Origin of the sequence: Litoribacillus peritrichatus, assembly GCF_039537985.1 — a bacterium.
Classification (GTDB): domain Bacteria; phylum Pseudomonadota; class Gammaproteobacteria; order Pseudomonadales; family Litoribrevibacteraceae; genus Litoribacillus; species Litoribacillus peritrichatus.
In genome coordinates, this window is sequence record NZ_BAABBN010000002.1 from 122,729 (window position 1) to 141,095 (window position 18,367).

General features: G+C 47.6%; 17 protein-coding genes. 14 read left to right on the forward strand and 3 right to left on the reverse strand.

Going from position 1 to position 18,367, the window contains the following annotated elements:
• Nucleotide 1: 1 nt before the first annotated feature.
• Nucleotides 2-1,189, reverse strand: a complete 1,188-nt coding sequence (locus ABD744_RS00615) for a DUF3530 family protein (protein WP_344794378.1) — start codon at nt 1,187-1,189, stop codon at nt 2-4.
• A 153-nt stretch (nt 1,190-1,342) separates the two neighbouring features.
• Between ABD744_RS00615 and rpe the strand changes: the two genes are divergently transcribed.
• Genes rpe through trpC form a run of 5 tightly spaced genes read left to right on the forward strand, consistent with a single transcriptional unit; the run spans nt 1,343 to nt 5,260 of the window.
• Nucleotides 1,343-2,026 carry a ribulose-phosphate 3-epimerase gene (gene rpe, locus ABD744_RS00620; RefSeq protein ID WP_344794380.1) on the forward strand — a complete coding sequence of 228 codons (684 nt, stop codon included), beginning with the start codon at nt 1,343-1,345 and terminating at the stop codon, nt 2,024-2,026.
• Nucleotides 2,010-2,720: a phosphoglycolate phosphatase gene (locus tag ABD744_RS00625; protein WP_344794382.1), complete on the forward strand. Its 711-nt coding sequence runs from the start codon at nt 2,010-2,012 to the stop codon at nt 2,718-2,720. The genes rpe and ABD744_RS00625 overlap by 17 nt, the downstream gene beginning before the upstream one ends.
• 45 nt (nt 2,721-2,765) lie before the next feature.
• The gene (locus tag ABD744_RS00630) at nt 2,766-3,389 is read left to right on the forward strand and encodes an aminodeoxychorismate/anthranilate synthase component II (RefSeq protein WP_344794384.1); all 624 of its coding nucleotides are present in this window, start codon (nt 2,766-2,768) and stop codon (nt 3,387-3,389) included.
• On the forward strand, nt 3,386-4,420 hold the full coding sequence (trpD, locus tag ABD744_RS00635; protein WP_344794386.1) for an anthranilate phosphoribosyltransferase: 1,035 nt from the start codon (nt 3,386-3,388) through the stop codon (nt 4,418-4,420). The genes ABD744_RS00630 and trpD overlap by 4 nt, the downstream gene beginning before the upstream one ends.
• Before the next feature lie 45 nt (nt 4,421-4,465).
• Nucleotides 4,466-5,260 (forward strand): indole-3-glycerol phosphate synthase TrpC, encoded by a 795-nt coding sequence (gene trpC, locus ABD744_RS00640; RefSeq protein ID WP_344794388.1) that lies wholly within the window; start codon nt 4,466-4,468, stop codon nt 5,258-5,260.
• A gap of 86 nt (nt 5,261-5,346) precedes the next feature.
• Here the strand turns inward: trpC and crp are convergent, their stop codons facing one another.
• On the reverse strand, nt 5,347-5,985 hold the full coding sequence (crp, locus tag ABD744_RS00645; RefSeq protein ID WP_344794390.1) for a cAMP-activated global transcriptional regulator CRP: 639 nt from the start codon (nt 5,983-5,985) through the stop codon (nt 5,347-5,349).
• A 309-nt stretch (nt 5,986-6,294) separates the two neighbouring features.
• Here crp and ABD744_RS00650 point away from each other — a divergent pair, with 309 nt between their 5' ends.
• The 3 genes from ABD744_RS00650 to ABD744_RS00660 all read left to right on the forward strand — a co-directional run bounded on the left by ABD744_RS00650 (nt 6,295) and on the right by ABD744_RS00660 (nt 7,678).
• Nucleotides 6,295-6,714, forward strand: coding sequence for an OsmC family protein (locus ABD744_RS00650; RefSeq protein ID WP_344794392.1), 420 nt, complete (start codon nt 6,295-6,297; stop codon nt 6,712-6,714).
• The gene (locus ABD744_RS00655) at nt 6,714-7,133 is read left to right on the forward strand and encodes a VOC family protein (protein ID WP_344794394.1); all 420 of its coding nucleotides are present in this window, start codon (nt 6,714-6,716) and stop codon (nt 7,131-7,133) included. The genes ABD744_RS00650 and ABD744_RS00655 overlap by 1 nt, the downstream gene beginning before the upstream one ends.
• A gap of 80 nt (nt 7,134-7,213) precedes the next feature.
• Nucleotides 7,214-7,678, forward strand: a complete 465-nt coding sequence (locus tag ABD744_RS00660) for a DUF4442 domain-containing protein (RefSeq protein ID WP_344794395.1) — start codon at nt 7,214-7,216, stop codon at nt 7,676-7,678.
• A gap of 84 nt (nt 7,679-7,762) precedes the next feature.
• Here ABD744_RS00660 and ettA read toward each other — a convergent pair whose 3' ends face one another.
• Complete coding sequence (gene ettA / locus ABD744_RS00665; RefSeq protein WP_344794397.1) at nt 7,763-9,427, reverse strand: energy-dependent translational throttle protein EttA; 1,665 nt, start codon at nt 9,425-9,427, stop codon at nt 7,763-7,765.
• Between the two features lie 295 nt (nt 9,428-9,722).
• Between ettA and ABD744_RS00670 the strand changes: the two genes are divergently transcribed.
• The 6 genes from ABD744_RS00670 to ribBA all read left to right on the forward strand — a co-directional run bounded on the left by ABD744_RS00670 (nt 9,723) and on the right by ribBA (nt 18,344).
• On the forward strand, nt 9,723-13,178 hold the full coding sequence (locus tag ABD744_RS00670; protein ID WP_344794399.1) for a diguanylate cyclase domain-containing protein: 3,456 nt from the start codon (nt 9,723-9,725) through the stop codon (nt 13,176-13,178).
• Nucleotides 13,179-13,388: 210 nt separating this feature from the next.
• On the forward strand, nt 13,389-14,651 hold the full coding sequence (glyA, locus tag ABD744_RS00675; RefSeq protein WP_344794401.1) for a serine hydroxymethyltransferase: 1,263 nt from the start codon (nt 13,389-13,391) through the stop codon (nt 14,649-14,651).
• A 152-nt stretch (nt 14,652-14,803) separates the two neighbouring features.
• Entirely contained in the window at nt 14,804-15,271 is a 468-nt protein-coding gene (nrdR, locus tag ABD744_RS00680) for a transcriptional regulator NrdR (RefSeq protein WP_344794403.1), read from the forward strand.
• A 3-nt stretch (nt 15,272-15,274) separates the two neighbouring features.
• A complete protein-coding gene (ribD, locus tag ABD744_RS00685; RefSeq protein ID WP_344794405.1) occupies nt 15,275-16,486 on the forward strand; it encodes a bifunctional diaminohydroxyphosphoribosylaminopyrimidine deaminase/5-amino-6-(5-phosphoribosylamino)uracil reductase RibD in 1,212 nt (403 codons plus the stop codon).
• Nucleotides 16,486-17,160, forward strand: a complete 675-nt coding sequence (locus ABD744_RS00690; RefSeq protein ID WP_344794407.1) for a riboflavin synthase — start codon at nt 16,486-16,488, stop codon at nt 17,158-17,160. The genes ribD and ABD744_RS00690 overlap by 1 nt, the downstream gene beginning before the upstream one ends.
• A 62-nt stretch (nt 17,161-17,222) precedes the next feature.
• Nucleotides 17,223-18,344 (forward strand): bifunctional 3,4-dihydroxy-2-butanone-4-phosphate synthase/GTP cyclohydrolase II, encoded by a 1,122-nt coding sequence (gene ribBA, locus ABD744_RS00695; protein ID WP_344794409.1) that lies wholly within the window; start codon nt 17,223-17,225, stop codon nt 18,342-18,344.
• Nucleotides 18,345-18,367 lie beyond the last annotated feature (23 nt).

The window sequence follows — 18,367 nt, forward strand, 5'->3', positions numbered from 1 at the left end:
TTTATTGAATGGGTTGCTCTTCTCCCGGAGCATTTTGGGCCAGCCAACCTCGAATACGTTTGACGATCCGGTGGTGATGGACGTCGGAATCCAGCGTAGCGCGGGTAGAGAGCTGTTGGTAAGCTGTCAGTAACTTTCGTTGGGCCGTGTTTTTACGTTCTTTTGCTTGTTGCTTGGCGTATGCACTGGCGTCACTGACGATGTCCAGGATGGGAATTTCCACAAACTTAGCCAGTCGGTCGTTGATGTAATTTTTATCGTTTTCCACCGGGGGAAGTTCAGGGTCAACCACCACCAAAGTGAACATTTCCTGACTGGATGAAGAGTCTAAATAGCTGATGGCCCAACTGGCGCCAACACCTTGTCCGATGATCACTAAGTTCAACTGACCTCGATTTTTAAGTTCTTGAACGGCGGCTTCAATTCTGGCCATGGTTCGCTCCTGCGGGGTCTGGCCTGGCGCGGCTGTCTCTTGTTCGGCACTGTCCTCGCCGGTTTTGGTTTCTGATGACGCTTCCTGTGTTTTGTTTGTTTCTTCTGTTGTTTCTTCAGGCGTTTCCTTGGTCGCTGTGTCCTCTCCTTCGGTGGCTTGTTCGGAGTCTTCGTCTTCAGGCCCGGATTCTAACTCTTCTGTTGTCGGGTTAAGGGTGAAATCAGCCGGGTAACTCGGCCACTTTCGATCTGGCAGTGGCGTGGTTTCTGCGTCTGGAATGGCGATGGCTAATGTATTCCAGCCATAGTCAGGCAGGCGTTTCCTCAGCGGCGCGATGAAAGACTGCTCGTTTGGGTGGAGGCCGGAATCGTGCAAAATTAAAATGCCGCCGAGGGGTTGGGCGGTATTTTGTTCTGAAAATAAACCAATAAACTCTTCTTCGCTGGTGTTCAGTTTCAGGAGCTCCCGCTCATCGATTTCGGTGAGCAGTAATTTTATTCTGCTGCTTTCTGCTTGGGACTTGGGCCTTTTCAATTCAAGCCACTCTTTGGCGGTGAGTGAAATCTTTGGTGCGGCTTCCTCGTTTCCTTCCGCTGAGCCTTCGGTGCCTTCTTCTGTTTCTGGTGAGTTTTCGCTGTTTTCGGTTGGTGCTGATTCCTGTGTTTCTTCTTCCGCGAGGGCAAAGGGAATATGTATTGAGAACAGCCCCAGGAGCACGGACAAAACGATACGATGGATTAATGTGTTTGATTTCATAGTCTGTTTTTTGACGAATCGGTGGAAATTAGTTTTTATACAAGATTCAGGCCGCTTTGATTGACTTCGTTTGAATATTGTTTTTTTAAAAGCTGAAAGCAAACATCGCCTGAGGTAAAATGCGCCACTAATATTTATCAATGAGGTTTTGTCATGAAGTCTTTTAAGATTGCTCCATCCATTTTGTCTGCGGATTTTGCACGTTTAGGCGCAGACGTTGATGCGGTTTTGGAGGCGGGAGCAGACATCGTTCATTTCGATGTGATGGACAATCATTATGTGCCGAATCTTACGATCGGTCCTATGGTCTGTAAGGCACTTCGTGACTATGGGGTGACAGCACCGATTGATGTTCATTTAATGGTGAAGCCGGTGGATCGAATCATTGGTGACTTCCTGGAAGCTGGTGCAAGCTACATTACTTTTCATCCGGAAGGCTCCGATCACATTGATCGCTCTTTGCAGTTGATTAAAAGCGCAGGCTGTAAAGCCGGTTTGGTGTTTAATCCTGCGACCCCATTGCATCACATGGATTACGTGATGGATAAACTGGATATGGTGTTGTTGATGTCCGTGAACCCAGGGTTTGGCGGGCAGAAGTTCATTCCGGGGACGCTGGATAAATTGAGAGAAGCACGTAAAAAGATTGATGAGTCAGGCTTGGATATTCGCCTAGAAATTGATGGTGGCGTAAACACCAAGAATATCCGCGAAATCGCAGCAGCGGGTGCAGACACTTTTGTGGCGGGCTCTGCCATTTTTGGTGCGGATTCATACAAATTTGTGATTGATACCATGCGCGAAGAGTTAGCGAAAGCCAATGCGACCATTGCCTAAAGCCATTTTTTTTGATCTTGATGGTACTTTGATTGACAGTGCTGCCGATTTGACTGTGGCCGTTGATCAAATGCTGATCGAACTCAATTTGCCTGTGGCAGGCTTTGACCGTGTTTCAGGCTGGATTGGCAATGGCGCTCAGAAACTGATTGAGCGGGCATTAATTTTTGCTCAGCCAGATCTTTCAACGTCACAAGCGTTGGTGGAGTATACACAGGCCCGAACTGTGTTTGACCGGGTTTACGGTGCGTGCTGTCAAAAAGCCAAAGGTTTATATCCGGGTGCTGAGGAATTGTTGGCGTATTGCTCAATGCAACAAATTCCTCTGGCTTTGATTACCAACAAACCGGAAGCATTTACCCGTCTTATTTTGAACGGGCTGGCTTTGACGTCCAAATTTAAGGTGATTGTGGGCGGGGACACCCTGCCAGAACGAAAACCTTCTGCACTGCCGTTGAGATACGCGGCGGATAAAATGAAGGTCAACCCTGCGGACTGTTGGATGATTGGCGATTCTATGTCTGATGTGGCTGCGGCCAAAAACGCAGGCTGTACCTCTGTTGCCGTGAGCTATGGCTACAATCACGGTCGGCCGGTTGCTGAAGAATTGCCGGATTTGTTATGCGATTCGCTGAATGAAGTGCAGCAATTGATGTCGCAACCGTTAAAACAAGGCGCCGCACTTGAAGGGTAACTGGATGCACGGCTTAAAGGCATCGACCAGCGTTGGAGCGGCCTCATGTTGGTTATGATTGATAATTACGATTCGTTTACTTACAACGTGGTTCAGTATTTTGGTGAGCTTGGCGTTGAAGTGGCTGTGTATCGTAATGACGAAATTACCGTTTCTGAGATAGAAAAGCTCAATCCGGAATATTTGGTGATTTCCCCTGGCCCCTGTACTCCCCAGGAAGCAGGCATATCCGTGGAAGCCATACGGTATTTTGCAGGAAAATTGCCCATTCTTGGTATTTGTTTGGGTCATCAGAGCATTGCTCAGGCTTTTGACGGTAAGGTGGTCCGGGCCAAGGAAGTTATGCATGGTAAAACGTCCATGATTTACCATCAGAATGAGGGGGTGTTTTTGGGGTTGAATTTGCCCTTCGAAGCGACCCGCTATCATTCGTTGGTGATTGATCAAGACCAGTTGCCAGATTGTTTGGAAGTCACGGCTTGGACCGCCAATGATGATGGCTCAGTGGCTGAAATTATGGGCGTCCGACATAAAACACTGAGTGTGGAAGGGGTTCAGTTTCACCCTGAATCAATTTTGACCCAACAGGGTCATGATATGCTTAAAAACTTTTTGTCTAATTCTAAGAATAACTCGCTCGTCTCGGGTGAAATAAAGGGATCAACATGAACATACAGCAAGCATTGTCTTTAGTTGCAGAGCGTGTGGATTTGTCCACCGAAGATATGAAAGCCGTCATGACTCAGGTGATGACCGGTCAGGCCACAGATGCACAAATTGGTGCTTTATTGATGGGACTTCGAATGAAGGGTGAAACCATCGAAGAAATCACGGGTGCAGCGATGGTCATGCGTGATTTGGCTTCTGGTGTTCAGGTTACAGGTGACCATATGGTGGATACTTGTGGCACAGGCGGTGACGGTTCTAATTTGTTTAATGTTTCAACTGCCTCTGCGTTTGTGGTTGCGGCAGCGGGCGGCCAGGTGGCCAAACATGGTAATCGCAGTGTTTCCAGTACTACCGGCAGCGCCGATGTACTGGAAGCTGTGGGTGTGAATTTAACATTGACGCCTGAGCAAGTGGGTCGTGCAGTGGAAGAAATCGGGGTTGGTTTTATGTTTGCCCCGGCGCATCATGGTGCGATGAAGCATGCGATTGGTCCTCGTAAAGAAATGGCCATGCGAACTATTTTCAATATGTTAGGCCCACTGACCAACCCTGCCGGCGTTAAAAATCAGGTGATAGGCGTATTCAATAAGGGATTGTGCCGACCACTTGCTGAAGTGCTGAAAAACCTGGGCAGTGAGCATGTGTTGATCGTTCATTCAAATGACGGTTTGGATGAAATATCCATTGCGGCAGAAACTACGGTGGCTGAATTACACCAGGGTGAGATTAAAGAATACGTTATCAAACCAGAGGATTTCGGAGTTCAACGTCAGTCGTTGGAAGGGCTGGTGGTTGAGTCGGCTGAACAAAGCCTATCGCTGATCAAAGATGCTTTAGGTGCCAGAGAAACCGAAGCGGGCAACAAGGCAGCAGACATCATTGCTTTGAATGCGGGGGCGGCGATTTATGCGGCCAACTTAGCGACGGACTTAACGCTGGGTGTGGAAATGGCTCAAGATGCAATTTATAGCGGAATGGCCAAAGAAAAGATTAATGAACTGGTGAGCTTTACGGAAGCTCTTGCGGGTTAAGTGAGTCGCTTGTTCTGAACTGATTGAAGTAGAGATTGATTTGTCATGAGTACACCAACGATTCTGACTAAGATCATTAGTCGAAAACATGAAGAAATTGCTGAGCGCTCGGTTTCGGTGTCTTTGGCGGAGTTAAAAAGCCGTGCCAAAGAAGGAGAAACAGCCAGAGGGTTTGTGGCTGCGATTCAAAATAAGATAGCAGCAGGGCAGTCTGCGGTGATCGCTGAAATTAAAAAGGCATCGCCAAGCAAAGGTGTGCTCCGGGAAAACTTTAACCCGGCCGAAATCGCGTTGAGTTATGAGCAAGCAGGTGCTGCTTGTATGTCGGTGTTGACGGATGCAGACTTCTTTCAGGGGCACGAAGATTATCTTCAGCAGGCTCGGGCGGCGTGTCAACTGCCGGCAATTCGAAAAGACTTTCTGGTGGATGAGTATCAGATCTACGAAGCGAAAGCGATTGGGGCCGACTGTGTGTTATTGATCGTGGCGGCGCTTTCGCAGCAGCAACTGGCGGATCTAACCGGGTTGAGTCATGAGCTGGGGATGGACGTTTTGATTGAAGTGCATGATGGGGCTGAGCTGGATGTGGCTCTGACGGTCGAAAACCCCCTGATCGGGATTAATAACCGTAACCTGCACACCTTTGAAGTGTCCTTAGAGAACACCTATCAGTTACTGGACCGAATTCCGGATGATCGTATCGTGGTGACAGAAAGTGGCATTGTGGTTGCTCAGGACGTGGCTGATATGCGTGCTCATCAGGTCAATGCGTTTCTGGTTGGCGAGGCGTTTATGAGAGCAGAGAATCCGGGCGATGAGTTGGCAAAACTGTTTTCGTAGATAAAGACATTGAAATAAAAAAGGCGCTCAATAATGAATATTGAGCGCCTTTTTCGTTTTGGTTGACGGGATCGTCAATTCAAACGTTAGCGTGTACCGTAAACCACCATGGTTTTACCTTTTACGGAAACCAGGCCTTGCTCTTCCAGGGTTTTGAGAACTCGGCCCACCATTTCCCTTGAACAACCCACAATACGACCGATCTCCTGACGGGTGATTTTGATTTGCATGCCATCCGGGTGAGTCATTGCGTCCGGCTCCTTGGTCAGCTCCAAAAGTGTCCTTGCGACACGGCCTGTAACGTCAAGGAAGGCCAGATCGCCGACTTTACGTGTTGTTGCTCGTAGTCTGCTGGCCATTTGGGTGCCAAGCATGTACAGGATTTCTGGTGAGGTTTGAGTGAATTCTCTGAATTTGCTGTATCCAATTTCAGCGACTTCACATTCATTTTTAGCCTTAATCCAAGCGCTTCGGGTTTCTTCCTGATCGAACAGCCCCATTTCACCAAAGAAGTCGCCTGCATTCAGATAAGCCATGATCATTTCGCGACCATCATCGTCTTCGATGATCACAGCCACGGAACCTTTTACTATGTAATAAAGCGAATCACATTCATCACCAGCGTAGATAATGGTGCTCTTGCTTGGGTACTTTCTACGGTGGCATTGAGCAATGAATGCGTCGAGATGCTTATTAGTTTCCACTGGCTTAATAATGCTTGTCATAGGCAAAACCCGAATAATCCCTTAGATAATTTAAAAACTGCTACTCAATTAACACATGTAACTAGGACGAGATGATAGATTATGTCATAAAAGTGCGTGTGATATTACGGCACGCAGCTATTTAGGATAGACCTATCCGATCATATTTTCCTCTAATTTCCATTTGTTAGGCTGGTTTATGCCAGCTTCTTATGCAATGAAGTTGCTACTCCCGTGATATTAAAGAAATTTATAAATTAATTTGAATTGTTTTGCAAAGAATGTGATCCAGTTACAATGTTGGCATAACTAAATTAAAAAGGTGTTGAAATGAAAGCTCGAATTAAGTGGGTTGAAAATGTCTGTTTTATGGGTGAATCCGGTTCGGGGCACACCGTCGTTATGGATGGCCCGGAAGATCATGGTGGCCGAAATGTTGGTTTGCGTCCGATGGAAACGCTCTTGATCGGAATGGGCGGCTGCGCTTCATTTGATGTCATCAGTATTTTGAAAAAGTCTCGACAGAACGTGACCGACTGTGTTGCTGACATCGAAGCGGAACGTTCGGATGAAGTACCTGCTGTGTTCACTAAGATCCACTTGAATTTTAAAGTCACTGGCAACAACCTGAAAGAGAGCCAGGTTAAGCGTGCTGTGGAATTATCCGCAGAAAAGTATTGTTCAGCGTCTATTATGTTGGGTAAGGCGGGCGTGGAAATTACACACAGTTATGAAATGGTCGAGGCGTAATGATGACGGAAGAGCGTAAGCCGATAGAGCGGCCAAAACGCCATGCCGGGCTGAGGCACGTCGCTCTGTTCAGCAATCACTTTGAAGAAAGTCTGGCATTTTATACCGAACTGCTGGGAATGAATATTGAGTGGCAGCCGGACCCGGACAATGTGTATTTGTGCTCAGGCAATGACAATCTTGCCCTGCATCGTGCTCAGGAAAGTGCTTCGGTGGCAGGCCAGCGGTTGGATCATATCGGCTTTATTCTGGATGATATGGATGACGTGGATCAGTGGTTTGAATTCTTCCAGGCCAATGGCGTAAAGACGCAAAGTCAGCCAAGAACGCATCGTGACGGCGCCAGAAGTTTTTATTGCCTCGATCCAGACGGGGTGACCGTGCAAATGATTTATCACCCGCCGATTTCAAAAAACTGATCTCTGTTTCATAGGATGGCTGACTTACATCGGCCATTTTGTTAATATAGTTGATATATCAACTATATTTTGAGGTAAGCATGTTTCAGACGTTGGCAAAAAAACCAGAGTGGTTTCGTCGGTTTGTGAACGTATGGCCACCCTTTGTTGGTGCTGGCATTCATTTGGAAAAGGTGGCGCCGGACTTCACGTCTGCAACGGTGGCGATGAAGCTGAAGATGACCAATAAAAACTACGTTGGTGTTCACTTCGGTGGTTCTTTGTATTCCATGGCTGATCCGTTCTTTATGTTGCTGATTATGAATCGGATCGGTAAAGGTTACATTGTCTGGGATAAGTCGGCCGACATAGAGTTTAAAAAGCCGGGCAGAGGCACAGTCAGAGCGCATTTCGAAGTCACGGATGAAATGTTAGATGATATTCGCCAAAAGACGGCTAATGGTGAGAAGTATTTACCCGTCTACTCTGTCGATATTATGGACGAAGAGGGGGATGTCGTCGCAACGGTTAAGAAGACGCTATATATTAAGCGTAAAAGTGATTAAGTTTTCAATATTGAGTACAGAATTACGGCAGATCAAAAAAGCCAGAGCAATCGCTCTGGCTTTTTTGTATTGGTGTTAAGCCGATTAAGCCAGTTTCTTATGTCTCACTCGCTTAGGTGTCGCGGCTTCTTCACCCACTCGGTCTTTGTAGTCTTTCTCATATTCAGTGTAGTTACCTTCAAAGAAGGTGATGTTGGATTCGTCTTCGTAGGCCAGAATGTGGGTTGCGATGCGATCCAGGAACCAGCGGTCGTGCGAAATCACAATCGCGGAACCAGGGAAGTCTAATAAGGCTTCTTCCAGCGCACGCAGTGTTTCCACGTCCAGATCGTTCGACGGTTCATCCAGCAGCAAAACGTTCGCGCCTTGCTTTAAGGTATTGGCCAGGTGCAAGCGACCACGCTCCCCGCCTGATAAATCGCCTACGCGTTTTTGCTGGTCGGAGCCTTTGAAGTTGAAACGACCCACGTATGAGCGGGACTGAACTTCGTAGCCGTTAATGTTGATGATATCAGAACCACCAGACAACTCTTCCCATACGGTTTTGTTGTCGTCGAGGTTTGCTCTGCTCTGATCAACAAAAGCCATTTTAACGGTTTCGCCGATTTCGATTTCGCCGCTGTCCGGTTGTTCAGTGCCTGAGATCATTCTGAATAATGTGGATTTACCGGCGCCGTTACCGCCGATGACACCGACGATGGCCCCTTGCGGGATGCTGAAACTTAAGTCATCAATCAGAATACGATCCCCGAAGCCTTTGGTTACATTGTTAAAGTTGATGACTTTGTCACCTAAGCGAGGCCCTGGTGGAATGTAGATTTCATTGGTTTCACTGCGCTTTTGGAAATCCTGGGAATTCATTTCTTCAAAGCGTGCCAAACGTGCCTTGCTCTTTGACTGGCGGCCTTTTGCATTAGAGCGAACCCACTCCAGTTCGTGTTTGATGGCTTTCTCTCGTGAAGCTTGTGATTTTTCTTCTGCGGCCAAACGCTGCTCTTTACTTTCCAGCCAGGCGGAGTAGTTACCTTCAAACGGAATGCCTCGGCCACGGTCGAGTTCCAGAATCCAGCCTGCTGCGTTATCGAGGAAATAGCGATCGTGGGTTACTGCCACGACAGTGCCTTGGAATTCACATAAGAAGTGTTCAAGCCAGGCCACTGATTCTGCGTCCAAGTGGTTGGTCGGTTCGTCAAGAAGCAGCATGTCCGGGCTTGAAAGTAATAGGCGGCAAAGAGCCACTCGGCGCTTTTCACCACCGGACAAGTTCTTAATTTGGGCATCCCACTCTGGCAAGCGAAGTGCGTCTGCCGCGACTTCCAGCTTGCGCTCCATGTTGTGTGCATCGGAAGCCTGAATGATATTTTCCAGTTTGGCTTGTTCGGCCGCCAGGGCGTCGAAGTCGGCGTCCGGCTCGGCGTAGGCTGCATAAACTTCATCCAGACGGTTTTGTGCAGACTTAATATGATCCAACGCTTCTTCAACGCACTCACGAACGGTTTTGCTGTCGTCCAGCTCGGGTTCCTGAGGAAGGTATCCAACATTGATGTCAGGCATTGGGCGAGCTTCACCGTCAAATTCGGTGTCAACGCCAGCCATGATGCGAAGCACTGTGGATTTACCTGCACCGTTAAGGCCTAGAACGCCAATCTTTGCGCCGGGGAAAAAGGACAGTGAAATATCTTTAATGATTTCGCGTTTCGGTGGTACAACCTTGCTCACACGGTTCATCGTATAGACGTATTGCGCCATAAATAATTGACCTGATAATTTTGTGAAGTTGGAATGATTAGTGAAGGGAGACGTTTCTAAATTAAGCGTAACAGAACCTTCCGTGCGTTAATCATAATTCATCAAATTTCAGGTGCAAGCGAAAGTACTGATTCGGTCAGGGATTCCTGGTTTTTTTGTGGATGTGGATCAGCATACCTTTCTTTATGGTTGGCCTGTCCTTGTTGATGTTTTAATATACAGCAGAATAATTCTAAATTCGTATTGTCCACAGGGTTTTGGATAGTTTAAGCAAATTTTAAGTTGAGTGGTATTTGTGCAGAAACATACCGATTATCAGGGGTTGTATCGTTCGAAAGCCGTACCTGTTTATCCTGTGATTTTATTCGTGGTGGCTTTTTTGTATCTGGTGGGTGTCATGTCCTGGCAGGTCTGGAAAGATCATCAATACCACATTCAATTAAGTTCCAACACCATCAAAAACCGGGTGGTGTTGTTTCATGATTATTTTCGCTCCCAGTTACAGCCGTTAAAACAGTTGCTTGCTCATGACTATGCTCAGCCATTTTCTGACCTGGCTGAGGTGGATGATTTTTATTTAAAAGCGGTAGACGCTTCGGCTTTGGTCACCAGTGTTGCTTTGGTGGATGGGGATTCCACCGTTTTAAAAGACTCAGGCGTGCCTTTGTCTCGCAACCTTGGGGAGCCGTCGGTCACTAAATTTCGTTTTGATGCCCGCAGCCCGATTTCCGGACTGAGGGTGCTGAATACGGAGCAAGGCTATCTCTTTCATCGGAGAAAAGATAATCAGGGTTTTTTAGTGATTGTTTTTTCATTGGCGGGCTTTAAAACATCTTTGGCGACCAATGAGTTCCCGCTGGCGGCTTACGAATTGGTGGATACCTCGACGGATAAGCAGTTATGGGTTTCCAGCAGTGTCGCCAATAAAGCGTTAGAGTCTCGGGATCATGTGTGGTCTGTGCGTCTACTTGGCAGTGAGCTGGAACTATCGGGCTACATTAACCACGCGGCAATGAGCAGTCATTACTTTTCAACGTTGACGCCGTCGGCACTGGTTGCGTTTTTCTATTTGTTTGGTGGGGTGAGTTTGATTTGGTACTTATCCACAGCAAGGAAAGAAAATAAGTCTTTGATGCAGAAAAACCGCGAGCTTGCCTTGCGGGGTGATTTGATTTTGTCTTCGATTTCAGACGCTGTGTTGGTCATCGGTCAAAATGAAACCATCCACTATGCTAATCATGCATTTTATTCGCTGTTAAAGTTAACGAAAGAGCGTGATGTGAATGAAGACCTCAAAGACCATCGGGAGTGGGCCGCCGTTGAAAAACTGATTCAGTGGACCGATGCGTTATTAAAACAAGAAACGCCGGAAACGGACGAGGTCATCTCTATTGATAATTTGGCGGTGACTCGATTTGTGGAGCCCACCTATCAGATTATTTCTTTGGAAGATTCAAGCCGTGTGGTTGTTTGGGTGCTGAAAGACGTCAGCGAACAACACCGGATTCATGATGAACTGACGACCAGTCAGAGCCACTATAAGTCGACTTTTGAAGGTGCCGGCGTTGCTTTGGCCATGATGGATTTGAATGAGTTGGGTGACTGGTTGGAAAACAGCAATATCAAATCAATCGAAGCGTTTCATGAGTGGCGTGATCGAAATAACTGGCAGTTTCAGCCAATGGCGGATGGGGTGTTGTTGACTGAGATTAATGAGTCTGCCTGCCGTATGCTCGATACAATTGACTCCATGACTGCTGTTAAGCACCTTAAGAAATCGCTTTTACACTCGGAAAGTAAGCTTTGGTCGGTCTTACTGAATCTGATTTTATCGAAGAAAGACCGTGCTGAAACGGTCATGGAAATCAAAAGTGTCACAGGGCGGTTGCTTTGTCTTCAGCTAAACGTGAGTTTCGTCCAGGGCTTGGCTTTGGAAGAGGGGGGGCATTCTGAGGCTGCTCGTGCCAATGCTTTGTCTTCAAAGAATCTCTTATTGAGCTTATTGGATATTACCGCCCTGAAAGAAGCGAAAGAATACGCAGACTTGCGAGAAAAGTTTTGGCAGCAGGTGGTGCATACGGTGCCTGATATTGTTTATGTGAACGATGTGACTACTCGCTTGAATGTCTTTGTGAACCACGAGATTGGTGAGCAACTTGGGTATTCTGCGGCAGAAGTGGCTGAGCTGGGTGACAGTTACTGGAAAAAGCTAATGCATCCAGACGATAAGCGCATTTTTAAGCATGAAATGCCTCAGCTGCGACAAATGGCCAACGGCGCAGTCAAAGAAACTGTGTTGAGGTTGCAGCACAAAAATGGGGACTGGCGGAGTTATTTGTTTTCGGATACGCCGTTTACGCGTCAGCCGGATGGCAGTGTGGAGCGTTATATCGGCGTTGGTCGAGACATTACTGAGTTGTTGCAGGCTCAGTCTAAGGCGGGTCAGCAGGCACGATATCTGGAAATTCTGGCAGATAACATTCGGGACTTGGTGTGGGTAATGGACCCTAAGTTCCACTTTAAATACATCAGTCCTTCTGTGATTCGGGTTTTGGGGTACTCCCAACAAGAGGTTTTGAATCAAGGCATTCGGGCGTTTTTAGCAGACGATCAGTTTGCCAGAATTGAACGCGAAATCGCAGTGCCCTTGCAGGCGGTGATGGATGGAAAAGTAGACGCTAAACAGTATCGTGAAGATACCGGTGAGCACATCGTTGATGTTATGGCGCTGCACAGTGATGGGCATTATGTTTCCCTGGAAATTAAAATCGCGCTTCTTTGGGATGAAAATCATAACTTTGAAGGTTTGCTTGGAAGTTGTCGAGATATCACTCAGCGCCGAAAAAGTCAGGCTGAACTGAAGCTGGCGGCTGAAGTATTTGAGAGCAGCAATGAAGCGATTCTGATCACCGATATGGACGGCGACATTGTTCGCTCTAATCATGCGTTTCAAAAGGTGTCGGGCTACAACACAAAGGAGTTAATCGGAAAGAACATAGCTACCTTATGCACCGAGCAACAAACCGAGCAGTTTTATCATACGTTATTGGGGTTGGTGGCGGATTCTGGTTATTGGCAGGGTGAAGTTTGGCATCGTAAAAAGACCGGAGAGCCTTACCCGGCCTGGGTGGGTGTGTCTTCCATCAGAAATGACGACCAGCTGGTGGACAGTTACATTGTTATTTTCTCGGATATGAGCGAGCGAAAAGAAGCTGAAGAGCGGATTCACCGCCTGGCTTATTACGATCCTTTGACGGACCTGGCAAACCGAAGTTTATTTCGGGAACAGCTTCAGTTGGAGATGCGTCATGCCGATCAAAATGAAGGCGCGGTGGTGTTGCTTTATCTTGATCTGGATAATTTTAAGCCGGTAAACGATACGCTCGGCCATGAAGCAGGCGATATCCTGTTAAAAGAGGTAGCACAGCGCTTGAGCAGTTGTGTTCGTGGTTCGGATACGGTTGCCCGTATGGGGGGCGATGAGTTTACCATCATCCTGGGTGGGCAGAGCACCGAAGCGTCCGCCCGTTCGTTTGGTGAGCATGTGGCCGGCCAGGTGGTTTCGGCATTGCAAGAGCCGGTATTGATTAATGGTCAGGAATTTATTGTGACGGCCAGTGTTGGGGTGGCTATTTATCCTAAGCATGCTGAGGATGCTTCTGCGCTATTAAGAAACGCAGATCATGCCATGTATAAGGCTAAAGAAAGTGGCCGGGATTTGTATAGCTTTTATACAAAAGAAACCGACTGATTTTGTATTTGATTGATTTTAAAGCGATAACTGCCCTGGTGGTTTGTTTTTATGTGCGTGATGAATTTCCCTGGTAGGCGACTTTTAAATAATCGGTTATAATTCGCGCCAATTTTCCAGCTCCACTTTTAATCAGGTTGTTTATTCGATGATATGCAATAAATTCCTGATTGAGTGGTCAACCTCACTTGATAGAACCAGAGGACGAGCATGTTTACCCGTGATATGAATATTGCCGATTTTGACCCAGACGTATGGTCAGCAATGGAGAGCGAACGTGTTCGCCAAGAAGAGCACATTGAATTGATCGCTTCAGAAAATTACACGAGCCCTCGTGTTATGGAAGCGCAAGGTTCTCAGCTTACAAACAAATATGCTGAAGGTTATCCAGGTAAGCGCTACTACGGTGGCTGTGAGCACGTGGATGTGGTTGAGCAATTGGCCATTGACCGCGCGAAAGAATTGTTTGGTGCCGGCTATGCGAACGTACAGCCTCACTCCGGTTCTCAAGCGAATGCTGCTGTCTACATGGCGTTATGTAAGCCTGGTGACAAAGTGTTGGGCATGAGCCTGGCGCACGGTGGTCACTTAACTCATGGTGCTACGGTTTCTTTCTCTGGTCGTATTTATGAAGCCGTTCAATATGGCTTGAACCCTGAAACGGGCGAAATTGATTACGATGAAGTTGAGCGCTTGGCGCTTGAGCATAAGCCTAAAATGGTGGTTGCTGGTTTCTCTGCTTACTCTCGTGTAGTGGATTGGCAGCGCTTCCGCGATATCGCGGACAAAGTGGGTGCTTACCTGTTTGTTGATATGGCACACGTGGCGGGTCTTATTGCCGCTGGTGTATATCCAACGCCAGTAGGCATTGCTGACGTTGTAACTACAACAACGCATAAAACGTTACGTGGCCCTCGTGGCGGTTTGATTCTGGCGAAAGAAGACGAAGAGCTGAACAAAAAGCTTAACTTCGCTGTTTTCCCTGAGTCGCAAGGTGGCCCATTGATGCACGTTATCGCTGCCAAAGCGGTGTGTTTCAAAGAAGCGATGTCCGATGAGTATAAGTCTTATCAGGCGCAGGTTGTTAAGAATGCACAAGCCATGGCGGAAACATTCATTGCTCGTGGCATTAACGTTGTTTCTGGTGGTACAGACGATCACCTGTTCTTGGTGGATCTGATCGGCAAAGAGTACACAGGTAAAGACGCTGACGCCGCTTTGGGTGAAGCGAACATTACTGTGAACAAAAATGCGGTGCCAAATGACCCTCGTTCACCGTTTGTTACTTCTGGCCTGCGTATTGGTACACCAGCCATCACAAGCCGAGGTTTCGATGAAGCACAGTCAGCTGAGCTGGCGGGTTGGATTTGTGATGTACTGGATGGTCTTGAATCCGGTGATGCAACGGCTGCAATTGCAGAAGTAAAAGAAAAAGTATTGGCAATTTGTAAGCAGAAGCCTGTTTATAAGTAATTGCTGGTATTTAAAAAGCCGTGATTGAATATTTCAGTCACGGCTTTTTTGCGTTTTAGCCTCAGTAGAATTAGAATGGCGGCACTGTTTATTTGGGCAAGTTTTTTAAGCATTAATTTGTTCCATACAGCTCTTTAACTTCAGAGGTTCATATGTATTGTCCGTTTTGTGGCTACAAAGAAACCAAGGTCATTGACTCTCGTCTGATCAGCGATGGTGAACAAATTCGTCGCCGCAGAGAGTGCATGCAATGCAGTGAACGCTTCACCACTTATGAAGTGGCGGAACTTCTGATGCCCCGGGTGATTAAACAAGATGGCACCCGTGAACCTTTCAATGAAGAAAAACTCCTTTCAGGCATTCAGCGGGCTTTGGAAAAGCGCCCGGTCAGTTTTGATGACATCGAGTCTGCCGTCTTAAAAATCAAACACCGACTGCGTGCCACCGGAGAGCGGGAAGTGCCTTCTATTTTGGTTGGCGAAGCAGTAATGGATTCACTGCGAGATCTGGATCAGGTCGCTTATGTTCGGTTCGCTTCTGTGTATCGTAGCTTTCAGGATATTGAAGAGTTCCGCACAGAAATTGAAAAGCTGTCTTGTAAACCTGTGGAGTCTGAATAACGGATGGCGCATTCTGAGTTTAATAGTGATTCTGAGTTTAACAGTGAATTAAAATTCACCAGTGAAGACCGACAGTGGATGCAACGAGCGATAGAGCTGGCTCGTGAAGGTTGGTATACCACACACCCAAACCCAAGAGTTGGGTGTGTGATTGTGAAAGATCAGGAAGTGGTCGGCGAAGGCTTTCATTATCGGGCGGGGGAACCTCACGCCGAGGTGCACGCCATACGTGACGCCGGAGAAAAAGCCCAAGGCGCGACGGCGTATGTGACGCTGGAACCCTGTAGCCACTTCGGGCGAACCCCCCCGTGTTGTGATGGTTTGATCGCAGCCGGAGTTAGTCGTGTGGTTGCAGCCATGGAGGACCCTAACCCTCAGGTGGCAGGTAAGGGTTTGGCCCGTATTCAGGCGGCGGGAATTGATGTGGCTTCCGGGTTGCTGGAAGCAGAAGCGAGAGCATTAAACCCCGGTTTTTTGAAGCGTATGGAACATAAACTACCTTACGTTCGGGTTAAGCAGGCAATGAGTTTGGATGGTCGGACGGCCATGGCCTCAGGCGAGAGCAAATGGATCACAGGCGCCGATGCGCGTTCTGATGTTCAGCGTTTGCGAGCACAGAGTGGCGCGATTATCACGGGCGTAGCCTCCGTCATTCATGACGACTCATCATTAACGGTTCGCAAAGATGAATTAGGTTTAGCGGATACGTTAAGTAATGACATTGTGGCCAAGCAGCCCATTCGGGTGGTTTTGGATACTCACCTGAGCATTCCGGAAACCGCTAAGCTTCTTGGCTTGGATGGAAAAACCATCATTGTCTGCAGTAATGCCCTGAATGCCGAGCAGGAGCATAAAGCGAACTTTTTGGCAGAAAAAGCTACCGTGATTAAAGCGCCGTTGGTTGAAGGCCGTATTGATCTGGGCTGGTTATTAACGGTTTTGGCCGACACGCACGAAGTTTGTGATGTGTTGGTTGAGGCTGGCGCAACCTTGTGTGGTCAGTTCCTTGCGTTGGACTTGGTTGATGAATATTGGGTGTATGTGGCGCCTAAATTAATGGGTGCGCAAGCAAGACCTTTGGTTGATCTTGGCTATTCTACAATGAGCCAGGCGTTGAATTTTGAATTTGAGGATGCAGTGATGCTTGGGCGTGATTTGCGCTTGATTGCTCGTCCTGTTAAATCAGACGCTGATAACACAGCGGCAGGTAAATAATGTTTACGGGAATCATTGAGGCGGTGGGAAGCATCGCGGCTAAAACACTGAAGGGTGGCGATGTTGCTCTTCGGTTTGCGGTTAATCGTCTGGACATGTCCGACGTTAAGTTGGGTGACAGCATTGCAGTGAATGGCGTTTGCCTGACAGTGGTCGATTTCGACTCAACCAGCTTCACGGCGGATGTGTCGCTGGAGTCCTTATCTTTGACCGGGTTGAATGACTTGCCGATCGGTGCGCCGGTGAATCTGGAGAAGGCCATGTTGCCTACGTCCCGGTTTGGCGGACACATAGTGAGTGGACATGTGGACGGTTTGGGTAAAATTGAATCTCTTGAACAGTCTGCTCGCTCGGTCAGAATCGTGGTTCGCCCCGCTGCTGAAATCGCCCATTATATTGCGAAGAAAGGGTCGATCACGGTTGATGGTTGCAGCTTGACGGTGAATGAATTAATTGGTGATGATTTTGTGTTGAATGTCATCCCTCATACGCAACAGGAAACGATCATCGCAACTTACCGAAAGGGTGATCAGGTAAATTTAGAAGTGGATGTGGTGGCTCGTTATCTTGAGCGGCTTTTATCGAAAGAGAGTCCGCAAACCGAATCAAAAGAATCTGCCATTTCAATGAGTTTTCTTGCTGAAAATGGCTTTATGGGAAGAACGAAACGTTGACCTTTGAAAGGATCTTTCGTTTCAAGTAATGAATTTTTATACCGGCTGAAAAAGGCTCAATAATGACGCTAAACAGTATTGAAGAGATCATTGAAGATATTCGTCAAGGTAAAATGGTTATTTTGATGGATGATGAGGATCGTGAGAACGAAGGTGATTTGATCATCGCGGCGGAAAAAGTTCGTCCGGAAGATATTAACTTTATGGCTTCCAAGGCTCGGGGCTTGATTTGTTTGACTCTGAGCGGTGAGCGTTGTGACTATCTTGGCTTGCCTCCGATGGTGGATGACAACAGTGCACAGTTCAGTACGCCTTTTACGGTATCAATTGAAGCACGAGAAGGTGTGACCACTGGTATCTCAGCGGCGGATCGCGCTCATACTATTCGTGTTGCTGTTGACCCGCAGTCGCCGAAAGGCGCTATTGTCCAGCCTGGACATATTTTCCCGTTGCGTGCTCAACCGGGTGGCGTAATGAGTCGTGCAGGTCATACTGAAGCGGGTTGTGATTTGGCGCGTTTGGCCGGTTTAGAGCCTGCGGCGGCGATTGTTGAGATCATGAATGATGATGGCACTATGGCTCGTCGTCCTGATCTGGAAGAATTTGCCAAGTTGCATGACCTGAAGATTGGTACCATTGCAGACTTGATTCATTACCGGATGATGAACGAAAAAACCATTGAGTTGATCCGTAAAGACTCTGTCGATACCGAGTTTGGCGTGTTCACGCTTCATGAGTTTAAAGACTCGATCAATGGCCACAGGCACTTGGCAATGACGCGCGGTGAATGGACAGGGGACGATGCGGTACCGGTTCGAGTGCATGTGCTTGACCCTATTCGCGATATTTTAAGAGCCAACACCAAAGGCCGTACTACCTGGTCGATCAATGCGGTGATGCAGTATATCGCCGACAAAAACCAGGGCGTTATTGTGTTGTTGGACGTGGATGGCCAAATGGACGTGGATTCCAGCCTGGATAAAGTTTTATCTCCTGAAGAAACACACCGCACTGCCGCACAAGGCATTTCAGGCGCGTATCAAACCATTGGCACCGGCTCTCAGATTCTTAGGGAGTTGGGTGTTCGCCGTATGGGTGTGATGAGTTCTCCTGTGAAGTTCAGTGCACTTTCTGGTTTTGATTTGGAGTTGGTTAACTTCATTGAACCTGTGGCAGAAGATTAATTGAAAACACGGTTGAACCCGTG

What these genes read in the sequence shown, in the direction of transcription:
- ABD744_RS00615 (WP_344794378.1), bottom strand. Translation starts at nt 1,189, where the DNA reads ATGAAATCAAACACATTAATCCATCGTATCGTTTTGTCCGTGCTCCTG.
- rpe (WP_344794380.1), top strand. Translation starts at nt 1,343, where the DNA reads ATGAAGTCTTTTAAGATTGCTCCATCCATTTTGTCTGCGGATTTTGCA.
- ABD744_RS00625 (WP_344794382.1), top strand. Translation starts at nt 2,010, where the DNA reads ATGCGACCATTGCCTAAAGCCATTTTTTTTGATCTTGATGGTACTTTG.
- ABD744_RS00630 (WP_344794384.1), top strand. Translation starts at nt 2,766, where the DNA reads ATGTTGGTTATGATTGATAATTACGATTCGTTTACTTACAACGTGGTT.
- trpD (WP_344794386.1), top strand. Translation starts at nt 3,386, where the DNA reads ATGAACATACAGCAAGCATTGTCTTTAGTTGCAGAGCGTGTGGATTTG.
- trpC (WP_344794388.1), top strand. Translation starts at nt 4,466, where the DNA reads ATGAGTACACCAACGATTCTGACTAAGATCATTAGTCGAAAACATGAA.
- crp (WP_344794390.1), bottom strand. Translation starts at nt 5,985, where the DNA reads ATGACAAGCATTATTAAGCCAGTGGAAACTAATAAGCATCTCGACGCA.
- ABD744_RS00650 (WP_344794392.1), top strand. Translation starts at nt 6,295, where the DNA reads ATGAAAGCTCGAATTAAGTGGGTTGAAAATGTCTGTTTTATGGGTGAA.
- ABD744_RS00655 (WP_344794394.1), top strand. Translation starts at nt 6,714, where the DNA reads ATGATGACGGAAGAGCGTAAGCCGATAGAGCGGCCAAAACGCCATGCC.
- ABD744_RS00660 (WP_344794395.1), top strand. Translation starts at nt 7,214, where the DNA reads ATGTTTCAGACGTTGGCAAAAAAACCAGAGTGGTTTCGTCGGTTTGTG.
- ettA (WP_344794397.1), bottom strand. Translation starts at nt 9,427, where the DNA reads ATGGCGCAATACGTCTATACGATGAACCGTGTGAGCAAGGTTGTACCA.
- glyA (WP_344794401.1), top strand. Translation starts at nt 13,389, where the DNA reads ATGTTTACCCGTGATATGAATATTGCCGATTTTGACCCAGACGTATGG.
- nrdR (WP_344794403.1), top strand. Translation starts at nt 14,804, where the DNA reads ATGTATTGTCCGTTTTGTGGCTACAAAGAAACCAAGGTCATTGACTCT.
- ribD (WP_344794405.1), top strand. Translation starts at nt 15,275, where the DNA reads ATGGCGCATTCTGAGTTTAATAGTGATTCTGAGTTTAACAGTGAATTA.
- ABD744_RS00690 (WP_344794407.1), top strand. Translation starts at nt 16,486, where the DNA reads ATGTTTACGGGAATCATTGAGGCGGTGGGAAGCATCGCGGCTAAAACA.
- ribBA (WP_344794409.1), top strand. Translation starts at nt 17,223, where the DNA reads ATGACGCTAAACAGTATTGAAGAGATCATTGAAGATATTCGTCAAGGT.